The organism is Streptosporangium sp. NPDC050284, from assembly GCF_044459525.1.
Classification (GTDB): Bacteria; Actinomycetota; Actinomycetes; order Streptosporangiales; family Streptosporangiaceae; genus Streptosporangium.
Genome location: NZ_JBITIZ010000006.1, coordinates 148,989 through 174,584 on the forward strand (window position 1 = coordinate 148,989; position 25,596 = coordinate 174,584).

General features: G+C 71.2%; 17 protein-coding genes. 10 read left to right on the plus strand and 7 right to left on the minus strand.

The features are described 5' to 3' along the window. Positions 1–28: 28 nt before the first annotated feature. Complete coding sequence (locus ACIBH4_RS16360; RefSeq protein ID WP_362767401.1) at positions 29–2,653, minus strand: protein kinase; 2,625 nt, start codon at positions 2,651–2,653, stop codon at positions 29–31. 968 nt (positions 2,654–3,621) lie between these two features. Between ACIBH4_RS16360 and ACIBH4_RS16365 the strand changes: the two genes are divergently transcribed. From ACIBH4_RS16365 to ACIBH4_RS16375, 3 genes are all read left to right on the plus strand, one after another. After that, entirely contained in the window at positions 3,622–3,930 is a 309-nt protein-coding gene (locus ACIBH4_RS16365) for a chorismate mutase (protein ID WP_362507293.1), read from the plus strand. Between the two features lie 198 nt (positions 3,931–4,128). Next, positions 4,129–7,650, plus strand: a complete 3,522-nt coding sequence (dnaE, locus tag ACIBH4_RS16370) for a DNA polymerase III subunit alpha (RefSeq protein ID WP_362506919.1) — start codon at positions 4,129–4,131, stop codon at positions 7,648–7,650. A gap of 581 nt (positions 7,651–8,231) precedes the next feature. Further along, the gene (locus ACIBH4_RS16375) at positions 8,232–9,608 is read left to right on the plus strand and encodes a non-reducing end alpha-L-arabinofuranosidase family hydrolase (RefSeq protein WP_362506916.1); all 1,377 of its coding nucleotides are present in this window, start codon (positions 8,232–8,234) and stop codon (positions 9,606–9,608) included. A gap of 290 nt (positions 9,609–9,898) precedes the next feature. Here ACIBH4_RS16375 and ACIBH4_RS16380 read toward each other — a convergent pair whose 3' ends face one another. From ACIBH4_RS16380 to ACIBH4_RS16405, 6 genes are all read right to left on the minus strand, one after another. Further along, on the minus strand, positions 9,899–11,569 hold the full coding sequence (locus ACIBH4_RS16380) for an ABC transporter substrate-binding protein (RefSeq protein ID WP_362506913.1): 1,671 nt from the start codon (positions 11,567–11,569) through the stop codon (positions 9,899–9,901). 76 nt (positions 11,570–11,645) lie between these two features. Next, the gene (locus ACIBH4_RS16385; protein WP_362506910.1) at positions 11,646–12,509 is read right to left on the minus strand and encodes an ATP-binding cassette domain-containing protein; all 864 of its coding nucleotides are present in this window, start codon (positions 12,507–12,509) and stop codon (positions 11,646–11,648) included. Continuing rightward, complete coding sequence (locus tag ACIBH4_RS16390; protein ID WP_362506907.1) at positions 12,506–13,567, minus strand: ABC transporter ATP-binding protein; 1,062 nt, start codon at positions 13,565–13,567, stop codon at positions 12,506–12,508. The genes ACIBH4_RS16385 and ACIBH4_RS16390 overlap by 4 nt, the downstream gene beginning before the upstream one ends. Then, positions 13,564–14,466 carry an ABC transporter permease gene (locus ACIBH4_RS16395; protein WP_362506904.1) on the minus strand — a complete coding sequence of 301 codons (903 nt, stop codon included), beginning with the start codon at positions 14,464–14,466 and terminating at the stop codon, positions 13,564–13,566. The genes ACIBH4_RS16390 and ACIBH4_RS16395 overlap by 4 nt, the downstream gene beginning before the upstream one ends. Then, on the minus strand, positions 14,463–15,401 hold the full coding sequence (locus tag ACIBH4_RS16400; protein WP_362506901.1) for an ABC transporter permease: 939 nt from the start codon (positions 15,399–15,401) through the stop codon (positions 14,463–14,465). The genes ACIBH4_RS16395 and ACIBH4_RS16400 overlap by 4 nt, the downstream gene beginning before the upstream one ends. 101 nt (positions 15,402–15,502) lie before the next feature. Beyond that, a complete protein-coding gene (locus ACIBH4_RS16405) occupies positions 15,503–17,185 on the minus strand; it encodes an ABC transporter substrate-binding protein (RefSeq protein ID WP_362506898.1) in 1,683 nt (560 codons plus the stop codon). 442 nt (positions 17,186–17,627) lie between these two features. On the opposite strand from ACIBH4_RS16405, the gene ACIBH4_RS16410 reads away from it, so the two are divergent. From ACIBH4_RS16410 to ACIBH4_RS16440, 7 genes are all read left to right on the plus strand, one after another. Next, positions 17,628–18,323: a hypothetical protein gene (locus ACIBH4_RS16410; protein WP_362506894.1), complete on the plus strand. Its 696-nt coding sequence runs from the start codon at positions 17,628–17,630 to the stop codon at positions 18,321–18,323. Positions 18,324–18,328: 5 nt separating this feature from the next. Next, positions 18,329–19,708 (plus strand): amidohydrolase family protein, encoded by a 1,380-nt coding sequence (locus ACIBH4_RS16415; RefSeq protein ID WP_362506891.1) that lies wholly within the window; start codon positions 18,329–18,331, stop codon positions 19,706–19,708. Beyond that, positions 19,705–21,087, plus strand: a complete 1,383-nt coding sequence (locus tag ACIBH4_RS16420) for an amidohydrolase family protein (RefSeq protein WP_362506889.1) — start codon at positions 19,705–19,707, stop codon at positions 21,085–21,087. Before ACIBH4_RS16415 ends, ACIBH4_RS16420 begins: the two co-directional genes overlap by 4 nt. Continuing rightward, a complete protein-coding gene (locus ACIBH4_RS16425; RefSeq protein WP_362506886.1) occupies positions 21,075–22,331 on the plus strand; it encodes an aminopeptidase in 1,257 nt (418 codons plus the stop codon). The genes ACIBH4_RS16420 and ACIBH4_RS16425 overlap by 13 nt, the downstream gene beginning before the upstream one ends. A gap of 46 nt (positions 22,332–22,377) precedes the next feature. Then, positions 22,378–23,142: a (S)-ureidoglycine aminohydrolase gene (allE, locus tag ACIBH4_RS16430; RefSeq protein WP_362506883.1), complete on the plus strand. Its 765-nt coding sequence runs from the start codon at positions 22,378–22,380 to the stop codon at positions 23,140–23,142. Continuing rightward, positions 23,129–24,412, plus strand: a complete 1,284-nt coding sequence (locus ACIBH4_RS16435; protein ID WP_362506880.1) for an amidohydrolase family protein — start codon at positions 23,129–23,131, stop codon at positions 24,410–24,412. The genes allE and ACIBH4_RS16435 overlap by 14 nt, the downstream gene beginning before the upstream one ends. Before the next feature lie 78 nt (positions 24,413–24,490). Further along, positions 24,491–25,519 carry a LacI family DNA-binding transcriptional regulator gene (locus tag ACIBH4_RS16440; protein ID WP_362506877.1) on the plus strand — a complete coding sequence of 343 codons (1,029 nt, stop codon included), beginning with the start codon at positions 24,491–24,493 and terminating at the stop codon, positions 25,517–25,519. Positions 25,520–25,596: the final 77 nt, after the last annotated feature.

Consider the following 25,596-nt stretch of genomic DNA (forward strand, 5'->3'; position numbering starts at 1 on the left):
CACTCACCGCAGGCGGTGGGGCTCCCGCTCACTTTTTGGAGGAGAAGGTCGCGGTGAACCCCTCGAAGAGGTGCATGTTCTTCTTCCAGTCCTTGGCCAGGGTATGCCAGTAAATCGCATACCCCCGGCCGCCCTTGGTGATGAACCCCCTGTTGATCACGCGGGCCTTGCCCGAGCTGGTGTTCCAGGTGAACTCCCAGTCGGAGGCCTTCACCATGTACTTGACGTTCGCGATCCGGATCCGGTCGTACCCGGGGAAGTTGCCCCGGACGACTCCCTCCTGGTTCTCCCAGTCCTTCTTCGGATCGGGACCCGCCTTGTCGACGTACTCGACGAAGACGAAACTCGTCCGGTCGGGGCCGCGGAACCACACCTGCTGGCCGGGCCGCTTCTCCACCGCCCACCCCTTGGGCAGGCCGATCGAGAAGCCGTTGCCGTCCTTGTGCATCCGCCAGCCGGAGGGAAGGGGGGACTTCTTCTCCTTCTTGGTGGGACTCGGGTCGGCGGAGGGGGACTCCGAAGGGTCCTCGGACGGCGACGTCTCAGAACTCGGCGAGCCCTCGGGGGTCGCCTCGGCGCCGCCGCTCGGGGCCTCCGACGCGCTGGACGCGCTCGGATCGACCGGCTTGGCCTGCGGGGTCTCGTCGCCGTCGCCACTACGCATGCCGAGCCAGCCGGCGATCCCGCCGACGATCAGCAGCGCGGGCACGAGCACGAGCAGCCCTCGCTTCACCGGGGAGACGCCGGAACTCCGGGAGACGAGTGTGTCGCCCCCGTCGCCGTGGCCCCCGTAGGCAGCGGGCTCCTCCCGCGGAGCGGGCTCGGCCCTGGAGGCGGAGGCGGGCTTCTGTTCGGTGCCGGGCTCGCGCCCCACGGGCGGGAAGGGGTTGGGGCGCGAGACGGGTTTGCGGCCCTCGGCTCCCGGCTCGGCGACCGGCGGGGCGCCCTCGCGGCTCGCCTCCGGACCGGCGGACCTGCTCCCGGCGGGGAGGGCGGGCTCGGAGGGGGCCGTGCCCGGTTTCGTCTCGCGTACCTGCGTGACATCGGCCGCGGGCTTGGGGGTGGGTTCGGCTTTCTGGCCGATGGTGGGTTTCGGCTTGGGAGCGAACCTGGCCAGGATCGGGGGTGCGGCCTCGGCGGCGGCTGCGGACGTCGGGGTGGGTTCGGTCTTCTGAGTCGGTTCGGGCCCGGTGGTGGGTTTCGGTCTGGGAGCGAACCGGGCCAGGATCGGGGGTGCGCCCTCGGCGGCGGGCGTGGCCCCGGCAGCGGGCTCGGGCTTGGAGGTGGATTCGGTTCTCCGGCCGATGGTGGGTTTCGGTTTCGGGGCGAACCTGGCCAGGATCGGAGGCGCGGCCTCGGACGCGGAGGACGTCGGGGGAGCGGGGGTGGCCTCGCCGGTGGTGCGCTTCGCCTTCGAGCCCGCTCCCGCCTCGGGAGCCCGCGCACCCGCTCCGGCGTCCGGGCCGGGGGAGTCCGCCGCGGCCTCGGAGGCCTGCCCGCCCTGCGCGGTCTTCTTCGGCGCCGCCTTCGCCTTCTCCTCGGAACCGGCCGCCGGAGCGGATGCGGGAACGTCGGGGGCGGGGGCGGGCTTCGGCCGTACGGCTTCCGCGGGCGTCTTGGCGGGGGTTTTGGCCGAGGGCTTCCGCGGCTCCTCGCCGCGCGCGGGCGGGGCGGACACCTCCTCCTTGGAACCCGAGGGTTCCGAGGGTACGGAGTCCAGCTTGGCACCCGTCTCGGGGACGGCGCCCGGCTGGAAGCGGGCCCCGGGATCGGTGTCGTCTCCCGCGTTCACGGCCGGCATGACGGCGGTCCTGGGAGGCCGGACCCGGTCGCCCTCGGCCACCCGGCGCAGCAGCCGCTCGGCCTCCTTGTAGGGCATGCGCAGCGCCGGATCCTTGCGGAGCAGCCCTTCCAGGACGGGGGCGAGCGGCCCGGCGTGCACCGGAGGCTCGGGCTCGTCGTTCAGGATCGCGTGCATGGTCGGCAGCGCCCCGCCCCTGTCGTGCGGCGGCTTGCCCTCGACGGCGGCGTACAGGGTCGCGCCGAGCGACCACAGGTCGGACTCGCGCTGCGCGGCGCCGCCCTTGATGCGCTCGGGCGGGATGAACGCGGGCGTGCCCGCGATGCCGGTCATGGTGAGGGCGGTCTCGGCCTCGAGCGTGGCGATGCCGAAGTCGGTCAGCACCACCCGGCCGTCGTCGGCGAGCAGGACGTTCTCCGGCTTGACGTCGCGGTGCAGCACTCCCTGGGCGTGGGCGGCGCGCAACGCCTCGAGCAGCTTGAGACCGATCTCCGCGACCCGTCGAGGCGGCAGCGGCCCGTCCTGGCGCATCACCTTGCCGAGGGAACGCGACTCCACCAGCTGCATGACGATCCAGGGACGCCCGTCCTCCTCGACGACGTCGTGGACGACGACCACGTTCGGGTGCGTCAGGCGCCCGGCGGCGCGCGCCTCGCGCTTGGTGCGCCGGTTGAAGTCCTCCTGGTTGTCCTCGCCGAGCATGTCGGCGTAGCGGACCTCCTTGATCGCGACCTCACGGTCGAGGAGCTCGTCGTGGGCCCGCCACACGATGCCCATGCCACCTCGGCCGATGGCTTCGAGCAGCTGGTATCGGGAGGCGACTCGCCGTCCCGCGGGCTGTGCTTCGGCCATCAACCGGCTACCTCCTTCTGAACCCCCGAATACTCTCATAGCCCAGTAAAGTGATCGACTCACACGCCGCAGAAAAGTCCATGCCTTGAGATGCGCTGTCCAGTACGTGGCGGATGCCGGGAAGATAACCTAAGGTTGAGCCCATGACCTGCCACTTCGCGTTCATCGTGCCGGCTCGGGAGAGCCGGTGGTGACAGTCGGGAACTAGCGACCGGCCGGAGCCGGCACGAGGCGGAGACATGAGGTCTCTGCCTCTTTCTCTTTCCGAAGTCCCTTCTCGAACGGCCGCCGGCTCGCGGGACGCGCGTCGGCCGAACCAGGGGAGCCTCATGTCGTCCACCGCACAGTGCACCGCGCACACGGAACGCGCAACGGTACGGCTGGGCACGCTCACGGTGGGCGCGGGGCCGGCCGTGGTGATCGGAGGGCCGGGCGCGGACGCCCGCTGGATCAGCCTGCGAGACCACCGCGGGGGAGTATCCGCCCACGGGGCGGAGGAGTCCGTGGCCGTGGCCCGCGCCCAGGGGGCGGGACCCGTCCTGGTGGAGCCGTCCTTCGAGGGAGATCTTCCGCTGATCGCCGAGAGGGCCGACGGCGCGGTGGTCGGCGCGGCCTGGATGCGGGACTCCGGTCTGGTGCGTGCCACCGCCGGGCTCGGCCTGCCGATGCTCCTCCAGCGCGACCCCTCCGCGACGCTGGAGGAGTGGCTGGAGGTCGCCGGTCACTGCGCGGCGGAGGGCAACGAAGGGATCGTGCTCTGTGAGGGCGGCCGTGGCCCCCTGGGCGTCGCCGCTCCCGACCTGGCCCTGATGCGCGCCGCGCGTGATAGGTCGGGACGTCCCGTCCTGGCCGGTCTCGGCGCCGACCCCGCGCTGGCCGCCGCCGCGATCGCCGCCGGTGCCGACGGCCTGCTCCTGGACCCCTCCTCGAGCGAGCGGGACGCGCTGGCGGCGCACGAGGCCGTGAAGATCGTCGGAGCCCTCACCCGCAGGGAGAGCCCCGACTCGGTACCGGCCGCCCGCGAGGCCATCGACCGCGTCGACGCCGCCCTCGCCGTCCTCCTGGAGCGCCGCGCCGAACTGGCAGGGACCATCCAGCGCCTCAAGCCCGTCGGAGGTTTCGCCGGTCGCGACGCCGACCGCGAGCGCCGCCTGGTCGCCGAGATGGCCCGCCGTGCCCCCGTACTGGGCGAGGCCAGGCTCGCCCCCATCATGAACGCCGTGATCGAGGCGGGCCTTCACCTCGCCGAGGAACGCCGGTCCGCGCCTCGCGACTGAAGGTGATAAGGAAGGTGAGAAGAACGCCGATGGCCCGGGCGCCCCGGCCGATCCGAGGCGCCGTGAAGGACCGGGGTGCCCCGGGAGGTCCGGGGGCGTCGGGAGGAGAGACGACTCAAAGCGCATGAGTCACTTCCGGAACTCGGATTTGGATACGCTTTCCCCGCCGACGGTGCGACTAGGGGAGGACGGGGCCGCATGTCAGACTCGTTTGTGCATCTGCACGTTCACACGGAATACTCCATGCTGGATGGGGCCGCCCGTTTGAAGCAGATGTTCAAACAGGTCGGCGATCTGGGCATGCCCGCCATCGCGATCACCGACCACGGCAACATGCACGGGGCCTACGACTTCTACAAGCAGGCGACCGGGGCCGGGATCAAGCCGATCATCGGCATCGAGGCCTACGTCGCCCCCGCCTCCCGGCACCAGAAGAAGCCGGTGCTGTGGGGCGAGCCGCACCAGAAGCGCGACGACGTCTCCGCGGGTGGCTACTACACCCACATGACCATCTGGGCGAAGAACGCCACGGGCCTGGGCAACCTGATGAAACTCTCCTCGCGCGCCTACACCGAGGGCTTCGTGCGCAAGTGGGCCCGGATGGACGCCGAGATTCTCGCCGAGCACTCCGAGGGCCTGATGGCCACGACCGGCTGCCCGTCGGGCGAGGTGCAGACCCGCCTGCGCCTGGGCCAGTACGACGAGGCGATCGCGGCGGCGGCGAGGTTCCAGGACCTGTTCGGCAAGGACAACTACTACCTGGAGATCATGGACCACGGGCTCGACATCGAGCGCCGGGTCCGCGACGGCCTGACCCGCATCTCGCGTGAGCTGGACATCCCGCCGCTGGTCACCAACGACTCCCACTACACCTACGAGTCCGACGCGACCTCGCACGACGCGCTCCTGTGCATCCAGACCGGCAAGCAGCTGTCCGACCCCGACCGTTTCCGCTTCGACGGCAGCGGTTACTACATCAAGAACGCCGACGAGATGCGCGCCGTCGACTCCTCGGACCTGTGGGCCGAGGGCTGCCGCAACACCCTGCTGGTCGCCGAGAAGGTCGACCCGAGCGGCATGTTCGGTTTCAAGAACCTGATGCCCACCTTCCCGCTGCCCGAGGGGGAGACCGAGGAGAGCTGGTTCCGCAAGGAGATCTGGTCGGGCATGGAGCGGCGCTTCCCCGAGGGCGTCGACTCCGAGCACCGCGCGCAGATCGAGTTCGAGATGAACGTCATCCTGCAGATGGGGTTCCCCTCCTACTTCCTCGTGGTCGCCGACTTCATCATGTGGGCCAAGAACAACGGCATCCGCGTCGGCCCCGGGCGAGGCTCGGCCGCGGGCTCGCTGGCCGCGTACGCGCTGGGCATCACCGACCTCGACCCGCTGCCGCACGGGCTGATCTTCGAGCGGTTCCTCAACCCCGACCGTGTCTCCATGCCCGATGTCGACATCGACTTCGACGAGCGCAGGCGCGGCGACGTGATCCGCTACGTGACGGAGAAGTACGGCGCCGACAAGGTCGCCATGATCGCCACCTTCGGCACCATCAAGGCGAAGGCTGCCATCAAGGACGCGGCCCGCGTCCTCGGGCATCCGTACGCGCTGGGCGACAAGGTCTCCAAGGCGTTCCCGCCCGCGGTGATGGGCAAGGACATCCCGCTGTCGGGCATCTTCGACTCCGACCACCCGCGCTACAACGAGGCCGGTGAGCTGCGCAGGCTGTACGAGGAGGACGTCGACGTCAAGTCGGCGATGGACCTGGGCAGGGGCCTGGAGGGCCTGATCCGGCAGACCGGCGTGCACGCCGCCGGGGTCATCATGTCGGCGGAGGTGCTGACCGACTACATTCCGATCATGCGCCGTGACTCCGACGGTGTGATCATCACGCAGTTCGACTACCCGACCTGCGAGACGCTCGGCCTGCTGAAGATGGACTTCCTGGGCCTGCGCAACCTCACGATCATCGACGACTGCCTGAAGATGATCGAGGCCAACACCGGCGAGGCCATCGACCTGCTCAAGCTGCCGCTGGACGACCGCAAGACGTACGAGCTGCTCGGCAGGGGCGACACCCTGGGGGTGTTCCAGCTGGACGGCGGCGGCATGCGGTCGCTGCTGCGGTTGATGAAGCCCGACAACTTCGAGGACATCTCCGCCGTCGGCGCCCTGTATCGGCCGGGTCCGATGGGCGCCAACTCCCACACCAACTACGCGCTGCGCAAGAACGGTCAGCAGGACATCGTCCCGATCCACCCGGAGTTCGAGGAGTCGCTGCAGGAGATCCTCGGCACGACGTACGGCCTGATCGTCTACCAGGAGCAGGTCATGGCCATCGCGCAGAAGGTCGCCGGGTTCTCGCTCGGCAAGGCCGACCTGCTGCGGCGGGCGATGGGCAAGAAGAAGAAGTCCGAGCTGGACAAGCAGTTCGAGTCGTTCGAGCAGGGCATGAAGGACAACGGCTACTCCGCGGCCGCGATCAAGACGCTCTGGGACATCCTGCTGCCCTTCTCCGACTACGCCTTCAACAAGGCGCACAGCGCCGCCTACGGCCTGGTCTCCTACTGGACCGCCTACCTCAAGGCCAACTACCCGGCCGAGTACATGGCGGGGCTGCTCACCTCGGTCAAGGACGACAAGGACAAGTCGGCCCTCTACCTCAACGAGTGCCGCCGCATGGGCATCAAGGTGCTGCCGCCGGACGTCAACGACTCCGACTTCGACTTCACCCCGCGTGGCACCGACGTCCGGTTCGGCCTGTCGGCGATCCGTAACGTCGGAGGCAACGTGGTCGACGGGATCATCGCCGCGCGCCGGGAGAAGAGCCGTTTCGCCGACTTCAAGGACTTCCTGCGCAAGGTCCCCATGGTGGTCTGCAACAAGCGGGTCATCGAGTCGCTGATCAAGGCCGGTGCCTTCGACTCCTTCGGGCACGTGCGCAAGGGCCTGGTGATGGTCCACGAGCAGGCGGTCGACAGCATCATCGGGATCAAGAAGAACGAGGCCCAGGGGCAGGACTCCCTGTTCGGCGCCATCGAGGGCGCCGAGGACCAGACCTTCGACGTGCAGATCCCGCTGGGGGAGTGGGACAAGAACACCCTGCTGCAGTTCGAGCGGGAGATGCTCGGCCTGTACGTCTCCGACCACCCGCTCTTCGGTGTGGAGCACATTCTCGCCTCCGGGGCCGACTGCTCGATCGCCTCGCTGCAGGACGAGCACCGGCCGGACGGTCAGGTCGTCACCGTCGGCGGCATCCTGAGCGGCCTGCAGCGCAAGGTCACCAAGAAGGGCGACACCTGGGTCCTCACCCAGTTGGAGGACCTGGAGGGCGCCATCGAGGTGATGATCTTCCCGTCGGCGTACCAGCTCTGCGCGACGGTGCTCGCCGAGGACGCGATCGTGTTCGTCAAGGGACGCCTGGACAAGCGCGAGGACGTCGGGAAGATCATCGCCATGGAGGTGACGGCTCCCGACCTGACCCGCGAGGCCGGTGGCCCGCTGGCCGTCAGCCTCGCCCTGGCCCGCTGCACCCCGCCGGTGGTCGGCCGCCTCAAGGAGGTGCTGACCGCGCACCCCGGAACCACCGAGGTGCATCTGCAGGTCCACAACGGCCCGAAGACCACCATCGTGCGCCTCGACGACCGCCTGCGGGTGTCGCCGTCCCCGGCCCTGATGGGCGACCTGAAGCAACTGCTCGGCCCCGCCTGCCTGGGGGCCTGAGAACGGGATTCATCCGGTGTGACCTTGATGACGCGGTAGGAGGGCAGGCCGGCGAGCGGTCGGGCCTGAGCGGATGCCCGCCGGTGACGGTGAATCCGACGGAGCACTTCGGTCACCGTCCCGGACGGGCGAGCCAGGTGGGGATCCGCGGGGGGCGGCGCGCCCGAGTGCGGCAGAAGATCATCAGCATCGATGAACGTTTCATCACAGAGCCGATCTCGCACAGTGCGGTCGGGCGCCCGTAAGGGCAGATGAAGGCCCACAGGGGCGGGAACGCGGGGAAAAGGGCGAGGAGTCGTGCCTTGACGCGGATCGGCCGCATCGTATTGGCTCCGCGCACCACCCCCTCCCGCCGGAGAAACGAAGCAGTCCGCCAGCGGGCTGCTTGTTAACGCTAACAACAACCGTGGCCCCGCGCATACGTCTGGGCCGAACCCCTCGGGTGTGCCCACACCAGTCCCTGACAGTGGCTGGACGAGAAGATGAGGAGCACGCACATGCGCCTGCCCTGGCGAACGCGGACACCGCGCCGCTCCGCCGTCACACCGACGGCACCGTCCCGATCGGCCATGCGCCGAGGCTTGGCGATCGTCACGATCCCGATCCTGCTGGCGGCGACCGGCCTACTGGCCACCCAGCCCGCGCAGGCGGCCGTCGCCTGCCGGGTCGACTACACCGTCGGCTCGTCGTGGCCGGGGGGCTTCAACACCAACGTCACCATCAACAACCTGGGTGACCCGGTCAACGGATGGCGGCTGACCTGGTCCTTCGGGGGCGGCCAGCAGATCACCCAGATGTGGAACGCCACGTCCGCCCAGTCCGGTTCCGCGGTGACCGCGACCAATGTCAGCTACAACGCCGCCATCCCCACGGGAGGCAGCGCCTCCTTCGGGTTCAACGGCTCGTACACCGGCAGCAACCCGTCGCCCACCTCGTTCTCCCTGAACGGCGTGGCCTGCACCGGGACCCCCGGAGACCCGGACCCCACCCCGACCCCCACCCCCACGGTCACGCCGACTCCCACGCCGACTCCGACTCCGACGCCGGGCAACTGCCCCCTTCCCTCGACGTACCGCTGGACCTCCTCCGGCGTGCTCGCGACCCCGAGGTCGGGCTGGGTCTCGCTCAAGGACTTCACCGTCGCCCCCTACAACGGCAGGCAGCTCGTCTACGCCACCACCCACGACACCGGCACCAGGTGGGGCTCGATGAACTTCGGCCTGTTCACCAACTACTCGGAGATGGCCTCGGCCAGCCAGAACGCGATGAACAACGCCACCGTCGCGCCGTCGCTGTTCTACTTCGCGCCGAAGAACATCTGGGTGCTCGCCTACCAGTGGGGCGGCCCGGCCTTCTCCTACCGCACCTCGACCGACCCCACCAACCCCAACGGCTGGTCGGCGGCGCAGACGCTGTTCTCCGGCAGCATCTCCAACTCCGGCACCGGCCCCATCGACCAGGCGCTCATCGGTGACGGCCAGAACATGTACCTGTTCTTCGCCGGCGACAACGGCAGGATCTACCGGGCCAGCATGCCCATCGGCAACTTCCCCGGCAGCTTCGGCTCGAACTACACGACCATCATGACCGACACCACGAACAACCTGTTCGAGGCCGTCCAGGTCTACAAGATCCAGAACGAGAACCGCTACCTCATGATCGTCGAGGCGATCGGCTCGCAGGGCCGCTACTTCCGGTCCTTCACCGCCACCAGCCTCGGCGGCAACTGGACCCCGCAGGCCGCGACCGAGAGCAACCCCTTCGCGGGCAAGGCCAACAGCGGCGCCACCTGGACCAACGACATCAGCCACGGTGAGCTGCTGCGCACCAACGCCGACCAGACCATGACCATCGACCCCTGCAACCTGCAGCTGCTCTACCAGGGCCGCAGCCCCAGCTCCGGCGGCGACTACGGCCTGCTGCCCTACCGGCCCGGCCTGCTCACCCTGCGGAGATAACACCATGGCACCGATCCGGACCGGGTGTTCCTGACACTCGCGGGGAAGGCGCACACCCTCGCCGGGTGAGCGTGATCAGGACCGGCTGGAGACGGAGGGGCGGGTTCGGCGTGACGCCGAGCCCGCCCCGTTTCATGTGGAGAGACCAGATCATCCCGCTGTCCGAGCGGGCGGTTCACCTCGGGTGGTCGCCGATACGCCAAGCACTCGAAGTGAGTCCGTACCGGCCGGCATGTCCGCGGCCCGAAGCCGAGGCGGTCGGCTTCGGGCACGCCATGATGCCCCGCCGGTCAGGAGCGGCCGATGTCGGCGGCCCAGGGATAGGTGAGCTGGACGGAAGAGGTGGGCGCCCCGGTCAGGCCCTTGCCCAGGTAGAGCGGGTTGAACGGCGCGTACAGCGGGATCCAGATCAGCTGTTCCGCGGCGATCTTCTGCGCTTCGGCCACCAGCCTGGCCCGCTCGGCCGGGTCGGCCGCCGAGGTGGCCTCGCCGATCAGCCGGTCGAACTCCGGGTCGGCCCACCCGGCGTAGTTGAACGTGTTGCCGCCCTGAAGGTACTGGTAGATCTGCGTCGGGTCCGGGTAGTCGGTCTGCCAGAGCGAGAAGATCATGTCGATCCCCTCCCGCGCCTTGGCGTCGCTGTACAGCGCGTTGTAGTTGTCGGCGGGCAGCGTCCTGATCTCCACCTTGAGGCCGACGGACTCGCCCGCCCGCTTGACCTCCGCGCCGATGACCGGCATCTCGGCCTGCGAGCCGGTGACCGCGATCGTGATCGGGGTCGCGGGCGCGCCCGCCTCGGTCACCAGCCTCCGCGCCTCGTCGGCCGGGCCGCTGGGCTCGGGCAGTGCGTCGTACGCCGCCTTCAGCGTGTCCTGCCCATAGCCCCAGGTGCCCGGGGAGGCGGGGGCCTTGAGCGGCTCGGCCGCCCCCGACACCGCGGCCTTGATGATGCCCGGCCGGTCGATGGCGAGCGAGAGCGCCCTGCGGATCCGCACGTCGGCCAGCGGGCCCTTCAGGCTGGTCACCATGCCGACGTAGCTGCCGGAGGTGCGACCGAAGTAGAGCTTCCCGGTGTCGGTGGCCTGGAGCCGGGTGAAGCCGGAGGAGGGTACGTACCAGGAGCCGTCCAGCTCTCCCGCCAGCATGGCGGTGACCCGGGCCGCGGGGTCCCGGATGAAGTCGAAGCGGATGCCGGGGGCCTTGGCCCGGTGCGCGGCGTCCCAGTAGCCGTCGAAGCGGGCCAGCTCGATGGACTGTCCCGCCGTCCAGCCGGCCAGCCTGAACGGGCCTGTGCAGTCCACGCCCCCCTGAGGCGTGCCGAGCCTCTTGCCGGCCGCCTCGGACGCGGCTTTGCCCAGGACGCGGCCCGCCGGGGTCGCCATCGACTGGTTGAACAACGCGTCCGGCTTCTTCAGCCGGACGGTGACCTCACCGTCGCCGGTGGCCTTGATGTCCTTGACGTTCTGGTAGACGGCGTCGTTGTAGGAACCCAGGTCCTTGTCGAGATTGCGGTTGAGGCTGTACGCGACGTCCTCGGCGGTCAGTTCGGCGCCGCTGTGCAGCTTCACCCCGGGGCGTAACGTGTAGACCCAGGTCAGGGAGTCGGGTTGTTCCCACGACTCGGCCAGCGAGGGCTGGAACGAGAAGTCGGGTGCGATCTTCACCAGGCTCTCGCACACGTTGGCGAGGACCTCCATCGGCGGGAAGTCGTTGCTGTAGATCGGGTCCAGAGAGGACGGCTCGGCGTACAGCGCCCAGCGGAGCGTGTCCGCCTCGCCGGTGGCGGCGGGCAGTGACTCGGTGAGTACGGGGCCGTCCGATCCGCCGGGCGAGGAGGAGGCGCCGTCGGCTCCTCCGGTCCCGGTGGCGACGGTGCCTCCTGAGCATGCGGAAACGGTGAGGGCGGCGCAGACGGCCAGTGCGAGGAGGAGGCTGCGGCCAGGGGCGGGTCCGACGGTCATGGGATTCCTTCCGGGGTCTCTGTCACGAGGCCGGTGATCGGTGGGGGACGCGGAGAGAGGGGAGTGGTCGGCGGGGTCAGTACCGGGCGAGCAGATCGCGGCGGGCCTGCCCCACGCGGGCCGGGTCCCAGCCGGGGCGCGGGACACTGGACAGCAGCAGCCGGGTGTAGGGGTGCTCCGGCCGCTGGAGCACCCGGGAGGTGGGGCCGCGTTCGATCACGGCCCCGCGGAACATGACCACCACGTCGTCGGTGACCCAGCGCACGACCTCCAGGTCGTGGCTGACGAACACCAGCGCCACGCCCATGTCACGGCGGATCTCCGAGAGCAGGTTGAGGATCTGCGCCTGGATGGACACGTCCAGCGCGGCCACCGCCTCGTCCAGCACCAGCATGCGCGGCCGGGCGGCCAGCGCCCTGGCGATGGCGACGCGCTGCCGCTGCCCGCCGGACAGCGCGCGGGGCAGCGCCGCCGCCTCGCGTGAGCCGAGCCCGACCTGGTCCAGCAGTTCCCGCCGACGGCGGGCGCGGGTGGGCGGGTCCGACTCGGTGTGCAGCCGGAGTATCTCGTCGAGGGCGTCGGCGACGCTCTGCCGGGGATCCAGGCTCTGGTAGGGGTCCTGGAAGACGAGCTGCACGATCCGGGCACGCCGCATCCGGTCGCGGCGGTCGCGGCCGTGGCCGGACTCAAGGCCGTCGAAGCGGATCGTGCCGGAGTCGGGCCGCTCCAGCCCGACGATCAGCCGTGCCGTCGTGGTCTTGCCGGAGCCGGACTCGCCGACGACGCCCAGCGAGCCGCCGGCCGCGACCTCGAAGGAGACGTCGTCGACCGCGACGACCCGCCCTCGGTCGTACGTCTTGCGCAACCCCTCGGCCCGCAGCAGGGGGTGCTCGCCCGCTGCGGCGGGCCGGGGGGAGGTGGGACTCGCCTCTGGTGTCACGGTCGGCTCCTCTGTCGCGGCCGGGCCGGTCCGGCGGGTTCCTCGGTCTCCACCCCGGACGTGACCGGGGCGGAGGTGTCGGTGAGGGCGAGGTCGTCGGCCCGGTGGCAGGCGACCAGGTGCCCGGCGATCGCCCGGGGGCGGGGAGCCGACTCGTGGCAGGCGTCGGCCGCGTACACGCAGCGCGGCGCGAAGGCGCAGCCGGGCGGCGCCTCGAACAGCCCGAGCGGGCGTCCGGGCACCGCCCGCAGCGTCGTCCGGCCGGGGCCCGGCCGGGAGGCGAAGAGCGCCGCCGTGTAGGGGTGGCGCGGGCGGCGGTGCAGCGCGTCCGCGTCGGCGACCTCGACGATCGAGCCCGCGTACATCACATGGATGCGGTCGCAGACGGCCGCCGCGAGGTCGAGGTCGTGGGTGACCAGCACGATGGCGAGCCCGCGCTCGCGCCGAAGGCGCAGCAGGATCGCCATGATCTCCGCCTGGGTGGTGACGTCCAGCGCGGTGGTCGGCTCGTCGGCGAGCAGCAGTTCGGGCTCGCCGGCCAGTGCGGCAGCGATCATCACTCGCTGGAGCATCCCGCCGGACAGCTCGTGCGGGTACTGGCGCAGGTGGCGTCCGGGGTCGGGCAGGCCGACCTCGTCCAGCAGGCCGGCGGCCACGGCGAGCGCCTTGCCGCGTGGCAGTCCCCGGTGGACGCGCAGCCCTTCGGTGAGGAACGCGCCGATGCGCTGGAACGGGTTGATGTGCGCCCGGGGGTCCTGGAAGATCATCGCGGTGGTGCGAGACCGCATCTCGCGCAGCACCGACGCCGGGGCGCCGAGGACGTCCCGCCCGGCCACCAGGACCCGGCCCTCCACCCGGGACCGTGGCGGGGTGAGTCCGACTGCGGTGCGCAGCGTCATCGACTTGCCGGAGCCGGACTCTCCGACCAGACCGACGATCTCACCTTTCCCGCAGGTCAGAAAGACCGTTTCGAGGATGGGGCGGCCGACGCCGCCGGTGGTCACCGCCAGGGACAGGCCCTGCACCTCAAGCATCGGATCGATCCGGGGCGCGCTCACCGGTCCGCCTTCCTGATGTGGTCGGCGATGCCCTCGCCGAGCAGGCTGAACGCGACGACGGCGATCACGATGACGGCGCCGGGGGCGAGCGCGGACAGCGGCGCTCCCTGGAGCAGCGCCGACTGGCCCTCGGAGATCATGGCGCCCCAGTCCGCCTGCGGTGGCTGGACGCTGAAACCGAGGAAGGAGAGCCCGGCGAGATCGATCATCGCGTAACCGAAGCACAGCGACGCCTGGGCCAGCACGAACGGCGCGATGTTGGGGATGAGGTGCCGCGTCGTGATGCCCCAGGCGGAGAAGCCCTGGATCTCCAGTGACCGGATGTAGGGGCGGTGTCGTTCACTGAGCGCGACGCCGCGCGTCATCCGCGCCATGTACGGGGTGTAGGCGACGGCGAGGGCGAGCACCGTGGAGTCCAGGCCCGCGCCGAGCACGGCGACCAGCAGGATCGCCAGCAGCACGCCGGGAAAGGAGAAGATCACCTCGATGACGCGGGACAGCGCCGCGTCGATCCAGCCGCCGTACCAGGCGGCCACCACGCCGATCGCGACGCCGAGGACGGTGGCTCCGGTGACGACGCCGAGCGGTCCGAGCAGCGAGGTGCGGGCGCCCCAGATCAGCCGGGACAGCACGTCGCGTCCGGCCTGGTCGGCGCCGAGCGGATGCGCGGCGGACGGCCCGGCCAGGCTGTCGGAGAGCGAGACCGCGTCCGGGTCCTGCGGGGACAGCCACGGGGCGAAAACCGCCACCACGACCAGGACCGTGAGGACCGCGACCGAGAACACGACCAGCGGGCCGCCTCCGACCGGACGGGGCACCCAGCGGCGCCGCACCAGGGGGGCGGCGTCGGCGAGAGTCCCGGCAGGACTTCCGGCGGGGCTTCCGGCGGGGATGCTCATCGGGCACCCGCCTTTCCGCGCACCCGCGGGTCGATCAGCGGGTACAGCAGGTCCACCAGCAGGTTGGACAGCGCGAACACCGCGACGATGATCAGGACGATGGCCTGGGTGACAGGGAAGTCCTTGGCGTTGACCGACTGCACGAGCAGCGACCCCATTCCGTTGAGCCCGAAGGCGGTCTCGACCAGGGTCGTGGTGACCAGCAGGCCGGAGACCACCAGCCCGGCGAGTGTGACGACCGGGGCCATCGCGTTGCGGAAGACGTGCCGCCAGATGATCCGGCGCTCGGGCATGCCGCGGACCCGGGCGGTCTCGACGTACTCCTTGCCGAGTTCGGTGAGCATGGAGGACCGGGTCGCGCGGGCGACCAGCGCCACCGACGACAGCGCCAGCGCGATCGCGGGCAGGGTGAGGTGCCAGATCCGGTCCCAGAGTCCCTCACCCGCACCGAAGGCGGGGAACCAGCCAAGCGTCACGGCGAAGAACGAGGTCAGCCCGATCGCGACCACGAAGGCGGGGGTGCCCATCGCGACCGTGGTCCCGATGATCGCGACGGCGTCCACCGTGCCGCGGCGGACCGCGGCGAGCACGCCGAGCAGGACACCGGACAGCAGGATGAGTACCGAGGCGTACGCGACGAGCGCGAGCGTGGTGGGGATCCGGGAGGCGATCAGGCCGCCGACCGGCTGCCGGAACTGCAGGGACTGGCCGAAGTCGCCCGTCAGCAGCCCGCCGAGCCAGGAGACGAACCGCTGGGGGAAGGGATCGTCCAGGTTGTACTGGGCGCGGATGGCCCGCAGTGTGTCGGCGGTCACCGAGTTGCCGCGGGCCAGGAAGGACTCGGGAGACCCCGGCGCGAGGTACATCGCGCCGAAGATCACCACAGAGGTCGCCAGCATGACCAGGACCAGCGCGAGCAGCCGGCGACCCAGCACGGGCAGCACCGTCCCCGGCCATCCCGGTGGGCGGTCGCGTTCCGTCCCCGGTTTCCGTGCCTTCGGCGGTGGCACGACTGCCGCGCCCGGTGGGACTCCGGTCACGACGCCGTCCCGAGATCGGCCGCCCACGGGTAGTGCAGCTGGACGTAGGAGGCGGGAGTGCCGGTGAGCCTGTTGTTGAGGAAGAGGGTGTTGTACGGCGCGTACAGCGGGATCCACACCAACTCGTCGACCACGATCCGCTGTGCGTCGGCGACCAGCGCGGCACGGGCCTCCGGGTCCCCGGTCTTCCCGGCCTCGGCCACCAGCTTGTCGAACCCGGTGTTGGAGAACCCGGCGAAGTTGTAGAAGTGCCCTGTCTGGAAGTACTGGTACATCTGCAGCGGGTCGGCGAAGTCGGTGCCCCAGCCGGTCAGGTACAGGTCGATGCCCTCGCGGGCCTTCTTGTCGGTGTACACGCCGCTGTACTGGTCGGCGGGGATGCTTCTGATCTCGACCTGGAGGCCGATCTGCTTGGCGGCGGCCTGGATCTCCGCGCCGATCACCGGCACCTCGGCCTCGCCGTTCGTCGTCGCCAGCACGATCGGCCCGGTGGGCGCGCCCGCCTCGGCGACCAGCTTCCTCGCCTCGTCGAGACGGCGCTCGGTGACGGTGAGGGCGTCCCACGCCTTCTGGTACGTCTCGTCGGCGTAGCCCCAGGAGCCGGGCACGGCGGGGGCCTTCTGCGGTTCTCCCGCACCCTGGAGCACGGCCTTGATGATGCCGTCGCGGTCGATCGCCATCGACAGCGCGCGGCGGATGCGCACGTCGCCGAGCGGGCCGTCGAAGTTCATCACGATGGCGTTGAAGCCCTGGGTGCTGCGGCCGTAGTAGACCTTTCCCTGCCCGCTGGAGGCCAGGCGCCGCAGCGAGGACGGCGGCAGGAACCAGCCGCCGTCGATCGACCCGGCCAGCATGCCGTTGACCGCGGCCGCCGGGTCGCGGACGAACTGGAACACCACCTCCTTGGCCTTGGCCCTGTGCGCCGGGTCGAAGTAGTCGTCGTCACGGGCGAGCGTCATGGACTGGCCCTTGTCCCAGGAGGCGAGCGAGAACGGGCCGACGCAGTTCACGCCGCCGTCCGGTGTCCCGTAGGACTTCCCCTTCGCCTGCACGGTCGCCTTGCTGTCGATGATCCCGGCGGGACTGCTCATGTAGGAGTTGAAGAGCGCGTCGGGCTGCTTGAGGGTGACCGTGACCTCCAGCGGGCCGGTCGCCTTGACCGTGGAGACGTTGGCGTACGCGCCGGACCAGAAGGACCCGGCGGCGGTGTCGAGGTTGCGGCTCAGGCTGAAGGCGGCGTCCTCGGCGGTCAGCGGGGTGCCGTCGTGGAAGGTGACCCCGGAACGCAGCCGGTAGACCCAGGTCTTCGGGGACGGGTTGTCGAAGGACTCGGCCAGCGCGGGCTCCAGCGACATGTCGGGGGCGAGCCGCAGCAGACCCTCGCAGACATTGGCCATGATCTGGCCGGTCGCGAAGCTGGCGTTGTAGATCCAGTCGAAGGACGAAGGCTCGGCCGCCACGGACCAGGTGACGCGGTCGAGTTCCCCCGCTCCGGCGGGGGTCCGTTCGGTGACGGTGATCGTGTCCTTACCCTCGGAGGCGGTGGGGGCGGTGGGAGAGGCGGATCCCGCGGGGGCGGCGCAGCCGGCCAGAGAGAGGACCCCGGCGGTGAGGGCCGCGGCGATCGGCCGATGGCGGGCTGGTCTGGCAGGTCTGGCAGAGCTGGAGTCGGCGGTCAAGGGATACCTCCGGGACTGCGGATCAGGTGGCTCGGGCGGTGGGCGTACCGCGTCCGGCCGCCGGTTCTGTGACTGCGGGAGCACCGGTTCCGGGGTGGGGGCCGGTGCCGAGTCGAGGTTGTGTGACTGGGCGGGGCGCCGGCTCGGATGACGGGATGAGCGTTCGGTAGCCGGTTCTGTGACTGTTGGCGGGGCGCCGGTTCCGGCGGTGAGGGCCGGTTCCGAGCCGATGATTCGGCGAGGGGTGTTCGCCGTGGTTGGCGGCAGTTAACCCCAGCTGGTTCCGGGGGGTCAAGGGTCTAAAGAAACGTTCCTGTTAACAAAAGAAACGTTTCTTTTTTCTCTTGCATGGGTCATGATGCTGTCCGTCGGCGCTCTGGCCCCCTCCAGGGGAGGCGGGGCCGCCCCACCCCCTGTCCTTCCATCCACCGGAAGGTGTGTGATGACCCAGCCCTGGATCCTGGTGACCGGGAACGGTGCCTTCGGCGCTTCGGCGAGCCGCGCCGAACTGCACTACCCCGAGAATCCCAGTAGCGCCGTCGCCCTCGCGCTCGACGGCGAGACGATCGCCGGACACCGCGTGGCCGCCCGGAGCCTCGCCTGGTGCTCACACCCGGAGGAGGCGCTGCTCCCCCTGCTCGTCGGCCCGTCCGCCGGTGAGGGGCCTCCGGCGGCGGTGGTGTCCTGCGGGGTGTTCTCGGGGCGCGCCGTCGTCACCGCGGAACGGGTCGCCGTCAACGTGCAGGACTTCCAGTTCGCCGACGACCGGGGTCACCGGCCGGCCGGTGACCCCGTCTATCCGGACGGTCCCGCCGCCTACCTGTCGACCCTGCCGATCAAGGCCATGACCATGGCGATGCGCGCGGCCGGCGTCCCCGCCCTGGTCTCCAACTCCGCCTCCACCCATGGCTGCAACTCCGTCATGTACACCGCGCTGCATCTGGCCGCCAGGCACGGGCTGCCCTCCAGGTGCGGCTTCCTGCATCTGCCGGATCCTCCGGGCCACGTGGCCAGGATCGGGCACAACGGACCGAGCATGGACCTGTCGCTACAGGTCACCGCTGTGCGCGCGGCTCTGCGCGCACTGGTCGAGAACCCGGCCGACATCAGCACGCCGGCCAACGAATGGGAGTGGTGACCGACATGCCACAGGAACTCGACCTGTTGATCCGCGCCGGGCGGGTCCACGGCCACGACGGCCTCGTGGACGTCCACGTCAGGAACGGGCTGGTCGTCGCGGTGGAGCCGACGGCCGTCCCCGCCGGGAACGGTCAAGCAGGAAACGACCGAACCGGGGACGGGCAAGCGGGGGAGGGACGCGCGAGGGCCGTCCCGGCCGAGGCGCGCGAGGTGCTGGACGCCGCTGGTGGGCTGGTCTCGCGTTCCTTCACCGAGCCGCACTATCACCCGGACAAGGCGTACAGCCGCCGCCTGGCCCCCGAGGGGACGGCGGACGGGTTCGCCCGCGCCCGCGCGATCAAGGCGGGCTTCACCGTTCCCGATGTGACCGAGCGCGCCCTCCGGGCGCTGCGACTGGCATCCGCGAACGGTGTCACGGCACTGCGCGCCAACGTGGACGTCGACTCGGTGTCCGGGCTGACCGGGCTGCACGGCGTGCTCGCCGCCCGCGAGCGGGTGGCGCACCTGCTCGACGTGCAGATCGTCGCGTTCCCGCAGGAAGGGCTGCTGCGGGACCCGCTGGCCAGGCCGCTGCTGGTCGAGGCGCTGCGCTCGGGCGCCGGGCTGGTCGGTGGCTGGCCCAACGTCGAGGAGGGGGTCGAGGCGCAGCGGGCTCACGTACGCGAGGTGTTCGACCTGGCCGAGCGGTTCGGCGCCGATGTGGACATCCACCTGGACTGTGAGATCGACGCGACCGAGACCATGCTGGAGTTCACCGCCGCCGAGACCGTACGGCGCGGCTACCAGGGACGGGTCGTGGCGAGCCACTGCTGCGGCCTGGAGGTGTACGACGACGCGGACGCGGCCCGTGTGATCGCGGCGGTGGCAGAGGCCGACGTGCGAGTGGTGGTCGTCCCGCTGAACCTGGTGGACGGCGGCCCGCGCGGGCTGTCCCGGCCACGGCAACTGGCCGAGGCCGGGGTGGTCGTGGCCGCGGGCAGCGACAACCTGAACGACGGCTGGTACGCGCTGGGAACGCTGGACCCGATGGACCGGGCGCAGACGGCGTTCCTCGGCGCCGGATACCACGACGAGGGCGCGCTGGACACCGCGTGGGACCTGGTCTGCGGTCAGGCGGCGGCCGCGATCGGCGGGCGCCCCGGTGACATCGCCGTCGGGGAGGACGCGGACCTGGTGGTGTTCGAGGTGCCGGACCGGGCCACCGCCCTGGCCGGGGTGCCGGGGCGTCGCGTCACACTGCGGCGCGGCCGGGTGGTCGGTCGCAGGGACACCACCGGAACCACCGCGCACGGGCCGATCGGTCTCACCGCCGCCCTCTCCGGCACCGGGACACCCGGTGGCACGGGCTCCGGCGGTCCCACCCAGGAAAAGGCGAGCGCGTGATCGGGCGGGTGGACCTGGCGGTGGTCGGAGGCACCGTGCTGACCCCCACCGGCGCGGCGCCCGCGACCCTGCTGGTGGACCGGGGGCGCGTGCGCGCGGTGGTCCCGCGGGAGACCCCGGTGGACGCCGCCGAGGTGCTCGACGCCACCGGCCTGCACGTGATGGCCGGGATCATCGACCTGCACGTCCACTTCGACGTCCCGGGCATCTCCTTCGAGGAGGACTTCCGCACCGGCACCCGGTGTGCCGCCGCCGGAGGCGTCACCTTCGTGATGGAGCACCCCTTCTCCAACCCGCCGACCACGACCGCCGCCCGGTACGCCGCCAAGAGCGAGCGGGCCGCGGCCGGCGCGGTCGTCGACTTCGGCCTGTGGGGCGCGCTCACCCGGCCGTCGCTGGAGGAGATGGTGGGCCAGCGCGCACTGGGGGCCCCCGGCTTCAAGGCGTTCCTGCCGGAGAACACCATGGGCTTCCCGCCCGCCACCGAGACGGACCTGCTGACCGGGATGGCCACCGCGGCCCGGCTCGGCGCGCGGGTGCTGGTGCACGCCGAGGATCACGACACGCTGGTCTCCGCCGAGGCCAGACTGCGCGCCGGCGGGCGTACCGACCTGACCGCGCTGCTGGAGGCGCGCCCGCCGTCGGCCGAGATCGACGCGGTACGCCACGTGCTGCGGCTGGCCCGCAGGACCGGCTGTGCCGTCCACCTCGTGCACCTGTCCACCCCCGAGGCGGTCGACCTGGTCGCCGAAGCACGGGCGGAGGGGATGGACGCCACCTGCGAGGTCACCGCCCACCATCTGCTGCTGGACGACGGTGACCTGCGGCGGGTCGGCGGGTTCGGGGTGTGCGCCCCACCGCTGCGCGACGCCTGGCGGGTGGAGCGGCTGTGGGATCGGGTCCGCGCCGGGCTGGTGCAGGCGATCGTGTCCGACCACTGTCCCTACGACCGCGCGGGCAAGCTCGCCGCCGACACCGACGTGTTCAGCTGTCCGTTCGGGATCCAGGGCGTCCAGGAGTACGCGCCGCTGGTGCTCGGTGAGGCGCTGAGCCGCGGCCTCCCGCTGGACGGGATCGCTCCGCTTTTCACCGCCGGGCCGGCCGCGATCTGCGGGGTCTCCGGTTCCAAGGGCGCGCTGGCACCGGGCATGGACGCGGATCTCGTCCTCCTCGACCTGAACTCTCCCTGGGTGGTCGACTCCGAGGCGCAGCAACTCGCGGCGGAGCGGTGGTCGCCGTACGACGGCCGTGGCTGCGATGTCCGGGTGGTGCGTACCCTGGTGCGCGGCCGGACGGTGGCCGTGGACGGCGAGGTCGTGGCCGCCCCCGGCTCGGGACGCTTCGTCCCCCTCCCCGAGGGGGCCCCGTGCCCGATCTGACGTCCCATGCCCCCGATTCCCCGGTCTCCGGGCCCTCGGACCGGGCCGTCCCCGATCCGGCTCCGTCCCCCGGCGACCCCGAGTCCCCGCACCTCGATCCGTCCTCCGGCGCCCCCGAATCCTCGGGCTCCGAGCCTTCGCGGCAGGCCGTGCCCGTCCCTGTGCTCCCGGAGCCGGATTTCGGAAAGACCGCGCTCCCCGACGCGCGGCTGCGCCAAGGGGCAGCGGAGCTGGTGGGGACCTGCCTGGCCGTGGCGAAGGAGGACCGGGTGCTGGTGCTGACCGACCGGGCCACCCGGCGGCTGGCCGGGATCGTGGCCGACGAGGCCCGGACCCTGGCACCGGACACCGTCGTCGTCGAGGTGCTCCCGGATGTCGCGGCAGGCTACCCGGCGGCCCGGCGGGCGGTCGAGGCGGCGTTGGACGCCCACCGGCCCACCGTCACCGTGTTCGCCGCCGCCGACCCCGAGGACCTGCTCGCCTGGGACCCCTCGTTCTGGGCGCTGCTGGCTCGCGACGGCGTCCGCCACGCCCACATGCCCGCCCTGGACGACGCCTGCCTGGGCATCGGCATGGCCGTCGACTACACCGAGGTGGCCAGGTTCACGCTGAGCGTCCGCGACCTGCTCACCGGCTGCGCGTCGGTGCACGTCACCAGCGCCACCGGTACGGACCTGACGCTGACGTGCGACCCGGTCCGTCCGTGGACGCCGTTCACCGGCCTGTACCGGTGCGGTGGCCAGGGCGGGCGGCTGCCGCAGGGTGAGGTGTTCTGCAGCCCGCGCTCGGCCGAGGGCGTCCTCGCCGCCTCGGTACTCGGCTACCCCCTCAACTCCCGCCACGGTCTGCTCACCGAGCCGGTGCTGATCGAGGTGGCGGCCGGTGAGGCCGTGGAGGTGCGCCACCCCGACACCGCGCTGGCCTCGGAGGTGTACCGCCTCCTGGCGGAGGCACCGGGCGGACTGCGGCTCGGCGAGCTGGCCCTGGGCACCAACCGGGCCCTGACCGGGCTCACCGGCAACCTGCTGTTCGACGAGAACGTGCCCGGCGTGCACATCGCGTTCGGTCACCCGTTCCCGCAGTACACCGGCGCCGACTGGGAGTCCCCGGTCCACCTGGACCTGGTGCTGGAGCGCCCCTCGGTCCGCGTCGACGGGCACACCGTCCTGGACTCCGGCCGGTACGCCTCCGCCGACCAACCCCTTTCCCCCTCGCCACGCCTCCACGGAAGGAAGCGACGTTGACACCCTCCCCACGGCCAAGCCGGGGCCTCCGCGCCGGAGGCATCCGATGACCGGCACCACCCGAGCCGACTACGTGAGCGCCAACCGCGGACGCGTCCGCGACTCCTACATCCTGATGTGCCCGGACAACCTCGTCGAGAACTCCCTTCCCCACCTGCGCGGCGTGGTCGCCAGGCCACTTGCCACGCCACGGGCCCGTCCCGCGGCCTTCGGCGAGTACCTGCTGGAGTTCGAACCGGGCGGTGGAGGCACTCGCCCGCTCGGCGCCGGCTTCGAGAACTTCCTGTACGTCCTCGACGGCGGTCATCTGGACGTGCGAGCCGGAGGGGAGACGCGCTCACTGGCACCCGGCGGATTCGTCTTCCTCCCGCAGGGCACCGAGTTCGAGGTCCTGGCCCCCGGGGACGCGACCCGGGCCCTGTGGGTGAAGCGCCGATACGAGGAGGTGGACGGCGTTCCCGCGCCCGAGCCGGTGACCGGACACGTCGAGGAGGTCGAGCACATCCGCGACGAGAGCATCGGCGGCACGTACGCGCCGCTGCTACCGCTGGACGAGCGCTACGACATGGCGATGAACGTGATGCGGTTCGACATCGGCGCCAGGTTCACCATGGTGGAGGTCCACCATCAGGAGCACGGCCTGTACATGCTCGAAGGCCAGGGGGTCTACTACCTCGGCGACGACCACCTGGAGGTCGCCGAGGGCGACTTCGTCTACATGGCGCCCTACTGCCCGCAGTACTTCTACGCCACCGGATCGACCCGCGCCGGCTACCTGCTCTACAAGGACATCAACCGTGACGGCTTCTGAACCGCCCGCCGACCTCGTCATCGAGAACGCCGTGTACGAGGGCGCGGCCGTGGACGTCGTGATCCGCGGCGGCCTGATCGCCGCGCTCGGTGCCGGCGCGGGCGCCGGTCTGCCCGCCCGCGAACGGATCTCCGCCCGCGGCGGCCTGGTCACGCCGCCGTTCGTCGAGCCGCACAGCCACCCGGACAAGGCGTTGAGCCGCCACTCGATCCGCCGGCTCGGCCTGCCCGAGCGGCTCGTCCACCGCCCCGCGATGATGCAGCGGCAGCGCGACCTGAAGGCGTCCTTCACCGTCGAGGACGTGGCGGCTCGGGCCGGGGCGTTTCTGCGGCTGGCCGCGTCCCAGGGCACGGGGACCGTCGCCGGGCAGGTCGACATCGACACCGTCACCGGGCTGACCTCGTTCGAGGGTGTCATGCGGGCGCGCGAGGAGCACGCCGGCTTGGTGGACCTGCTGGTGACCGCCTTCCCCCAGGAAGGCCTGGTGCAGGATCCCGGCGCGTACGACCTGGTGGCCGAGGCGCTGGCCGCGGGCGCGCACCGGGTCGGCGGGTGGCCCAACAACGAGCGGACCGAGCAGGACCGGCTGTCCCACCTGGACCAGGTCTTCGCGCTGGCCGAGCGGTTCGGCGTCGGGATCGACGTCAACATCGACTACTTCACCGACCCGAGCGAGCGGATGCTGGAACCGCTGGCCGAGCGGACCGTCGCGCACGGCATGCGCGGCCTGGTCAACGCCAACCACGTGGGCGCGCTGGAGACGTACGCCGACGACGACGCGCGACGGGTGATCGAGAAGGTGGCCGCCGCCGGGATCACGGTGACGGTGTGCCCGTCCAACCTGGGGGGATCGCTGCCCTACCGGGGCGTCTCCCGGGCGAACGAGCTGCTCGCCGCGGGGGTGGTCGTCGCGGCGGGGACCGGCAACATGCAGGACAACTGGGAGCCCTTCGGCAACCTGGACCCGCTGGACCTGGCCAGGCTGGCATGGCACGCCTTCCCGCTCGCGGACGAGTCCGACGCGGGGATCGCCGTCGCCTGGGACCTGGTCGGCGCGCACGCGGCGCGGGCGGCCGGGGTCGCCTACGGGGAACTGCGGCCGGGAGCGCCGGCCGACCTCGTCGTGCTGGCGGCCGGCACGCTCACCGACGCGCTGCGCAACGAGCCGGGCCCGCGATGGCTGGTGCGCGGCGGCCGGGTGGTGGCGAGCCGGTCCGGTGAGCTGTGGACGGCGGACGAGCCCGATACCGACCCGGTGGGCGTGCGGTGAGAAAACCCCAGGAAACCTCGATCCGAAACGTTTCTGCTTTGATCGCTCGCCTGGCGGGGCGGTGATATTTTGAAGGACGTGACCAGGGCCGCAGGCGGGCGGGTGACGATTCGCGACGTCGCGGCCGTCGCCGAGGTCTCGGTGACGACGGTCTCCGACGCGCTCAACAACAAGGGCAAGCTCCGTGAGGAGACGCGTGCCCGCATCCGCGAGGTCGCCGAGTCTCTCGGCTACCGCCCCAGCCGGGTCGCGCAGGCGTTCCGGCTGGGACGCACCGGCACCATCGCCCTCGTCCTGCCCAACATGGGCGAGCACGCCGCCGAGCAGGAGATGATCAGCCTCGACTACTACATGTCGATCGCCTCCGGCTGTGCGCGGGCCGCGTTCAGGGAGAGATACTCCCTCACCCTCACCCCGCACATCAGCACGGCCGACGAGTGGCGGCTGATCGGCGCGGACGGGGTCGTGCTGTGCGATCCCGCCGGACTGGACCCGCGTATCGACATGCTGGAGGGCATGGGCGTGCCGGTGGTGTCGATCGAGCGCGACCCGGGACGGCCCGAGCGCCCGTACTACACCTCGGGCGACAACGAGCGCAACATTCGCGACCTGCTGGAGCACCTGTACGAGGCGGGCGCGCGGCGCATCGCGCTGCTGTCGGCCCAGTCGTCCTGGGCGTGGTCGCTGGACGGCCTGCGCGCGTACGAGACGTGGTGCGCCGAGCGGGGCATGCGGCCGAGGGTCGCCCCCGTCTCACTGGACCGGCTGGAGGCCGACTCCTACCGGGCGACCCGCGCGTTGCTGGACGGCGACGAGCCGCCCGACGCGCTGATCGCGTCGGCCGAGCAGTACAGCGAGGGAGCCACCCGGGCCTGCCGTGAGCGGGGCGTCCGCATCCCGGAGGACCTGATGCTCGCGGTCGGAGTCGACAGCCGGTTCGCCCAGCAGTTCGACCCGCCGATCACCGCCATCGACCTGCGGCCGGTGGACCAGGCGTCGGCCGCGGTGGACATGCTGCTGCGGAGGCTGTCCGGCGAACGGGTGGACCGGCCAGAGGTGGTCGCCAGCAAACTGCACATCCGGGCCAGCACCCGGCGTCGAGCCTGAGGGGCGTCCTCGGCCGGTCGGGGGCGTCCCAGGAGCAAGGTTCCGCGGTACGGCGTGGGCCGCGGGCGTATGGGGCG

What these genes read in the sequence shown, in the direction of transcription:
- ACIBH4_RS16360 (WP_362767401.1), bottom strand. Translation starts at nt 2,653, where the DNA reads ATGGCCGAAGCACAGCCCGCGGGACGGCGAGTCGCCTCCCGATACCAG.
- dnaE (WP_362506919.1), top strand. Translation starts at nt 4,129, where the DNA reads ATGTCAGACTCGTTTGTGCATCTGCACGTTCACACGGAATACTCCATG.
- ACIBH4_RS16380 (WP_362506913.1), bottom strand. Translation starts at nt 11,569, where the DNA reads ATGACCGTCGGACCCGCCCCTGGCCGCAGCCTCCTCCTCGCACTGGCC.
- ACIBH4_RS16395 (WP_362506904.1), bottom strand. Translation starts at nt 14,466, where the DNA reads ATGAGCATCCCCGCCGGAAGCCCCGCCGGAAGTCCTGCCGGGACTCTC.
- ACIBH4_RS16410 (WP_362506894.1), top strand. Translation starts at nt 17,628, where the DNA reads ATGACCCAGCCCTGGATCCTGGTGACCGGGAACGGTGCCTTCGGCGCT.
- ACIBH4_RS16415 (WP_362506891.1), top strand. Translation starts at nt 18,329, where the DNA reads ATGCCACAGGAACTCGACCTGTTGATCCGCGCCGGGCGGGTCCACGGC.
- allE (WP_362506883.1), top strand. Translation starts at nt 22,378, where the DNA reads ATGACCGGCACCACCCGAGCCGACTACGTGAGCGCCAACCGCGGACGC.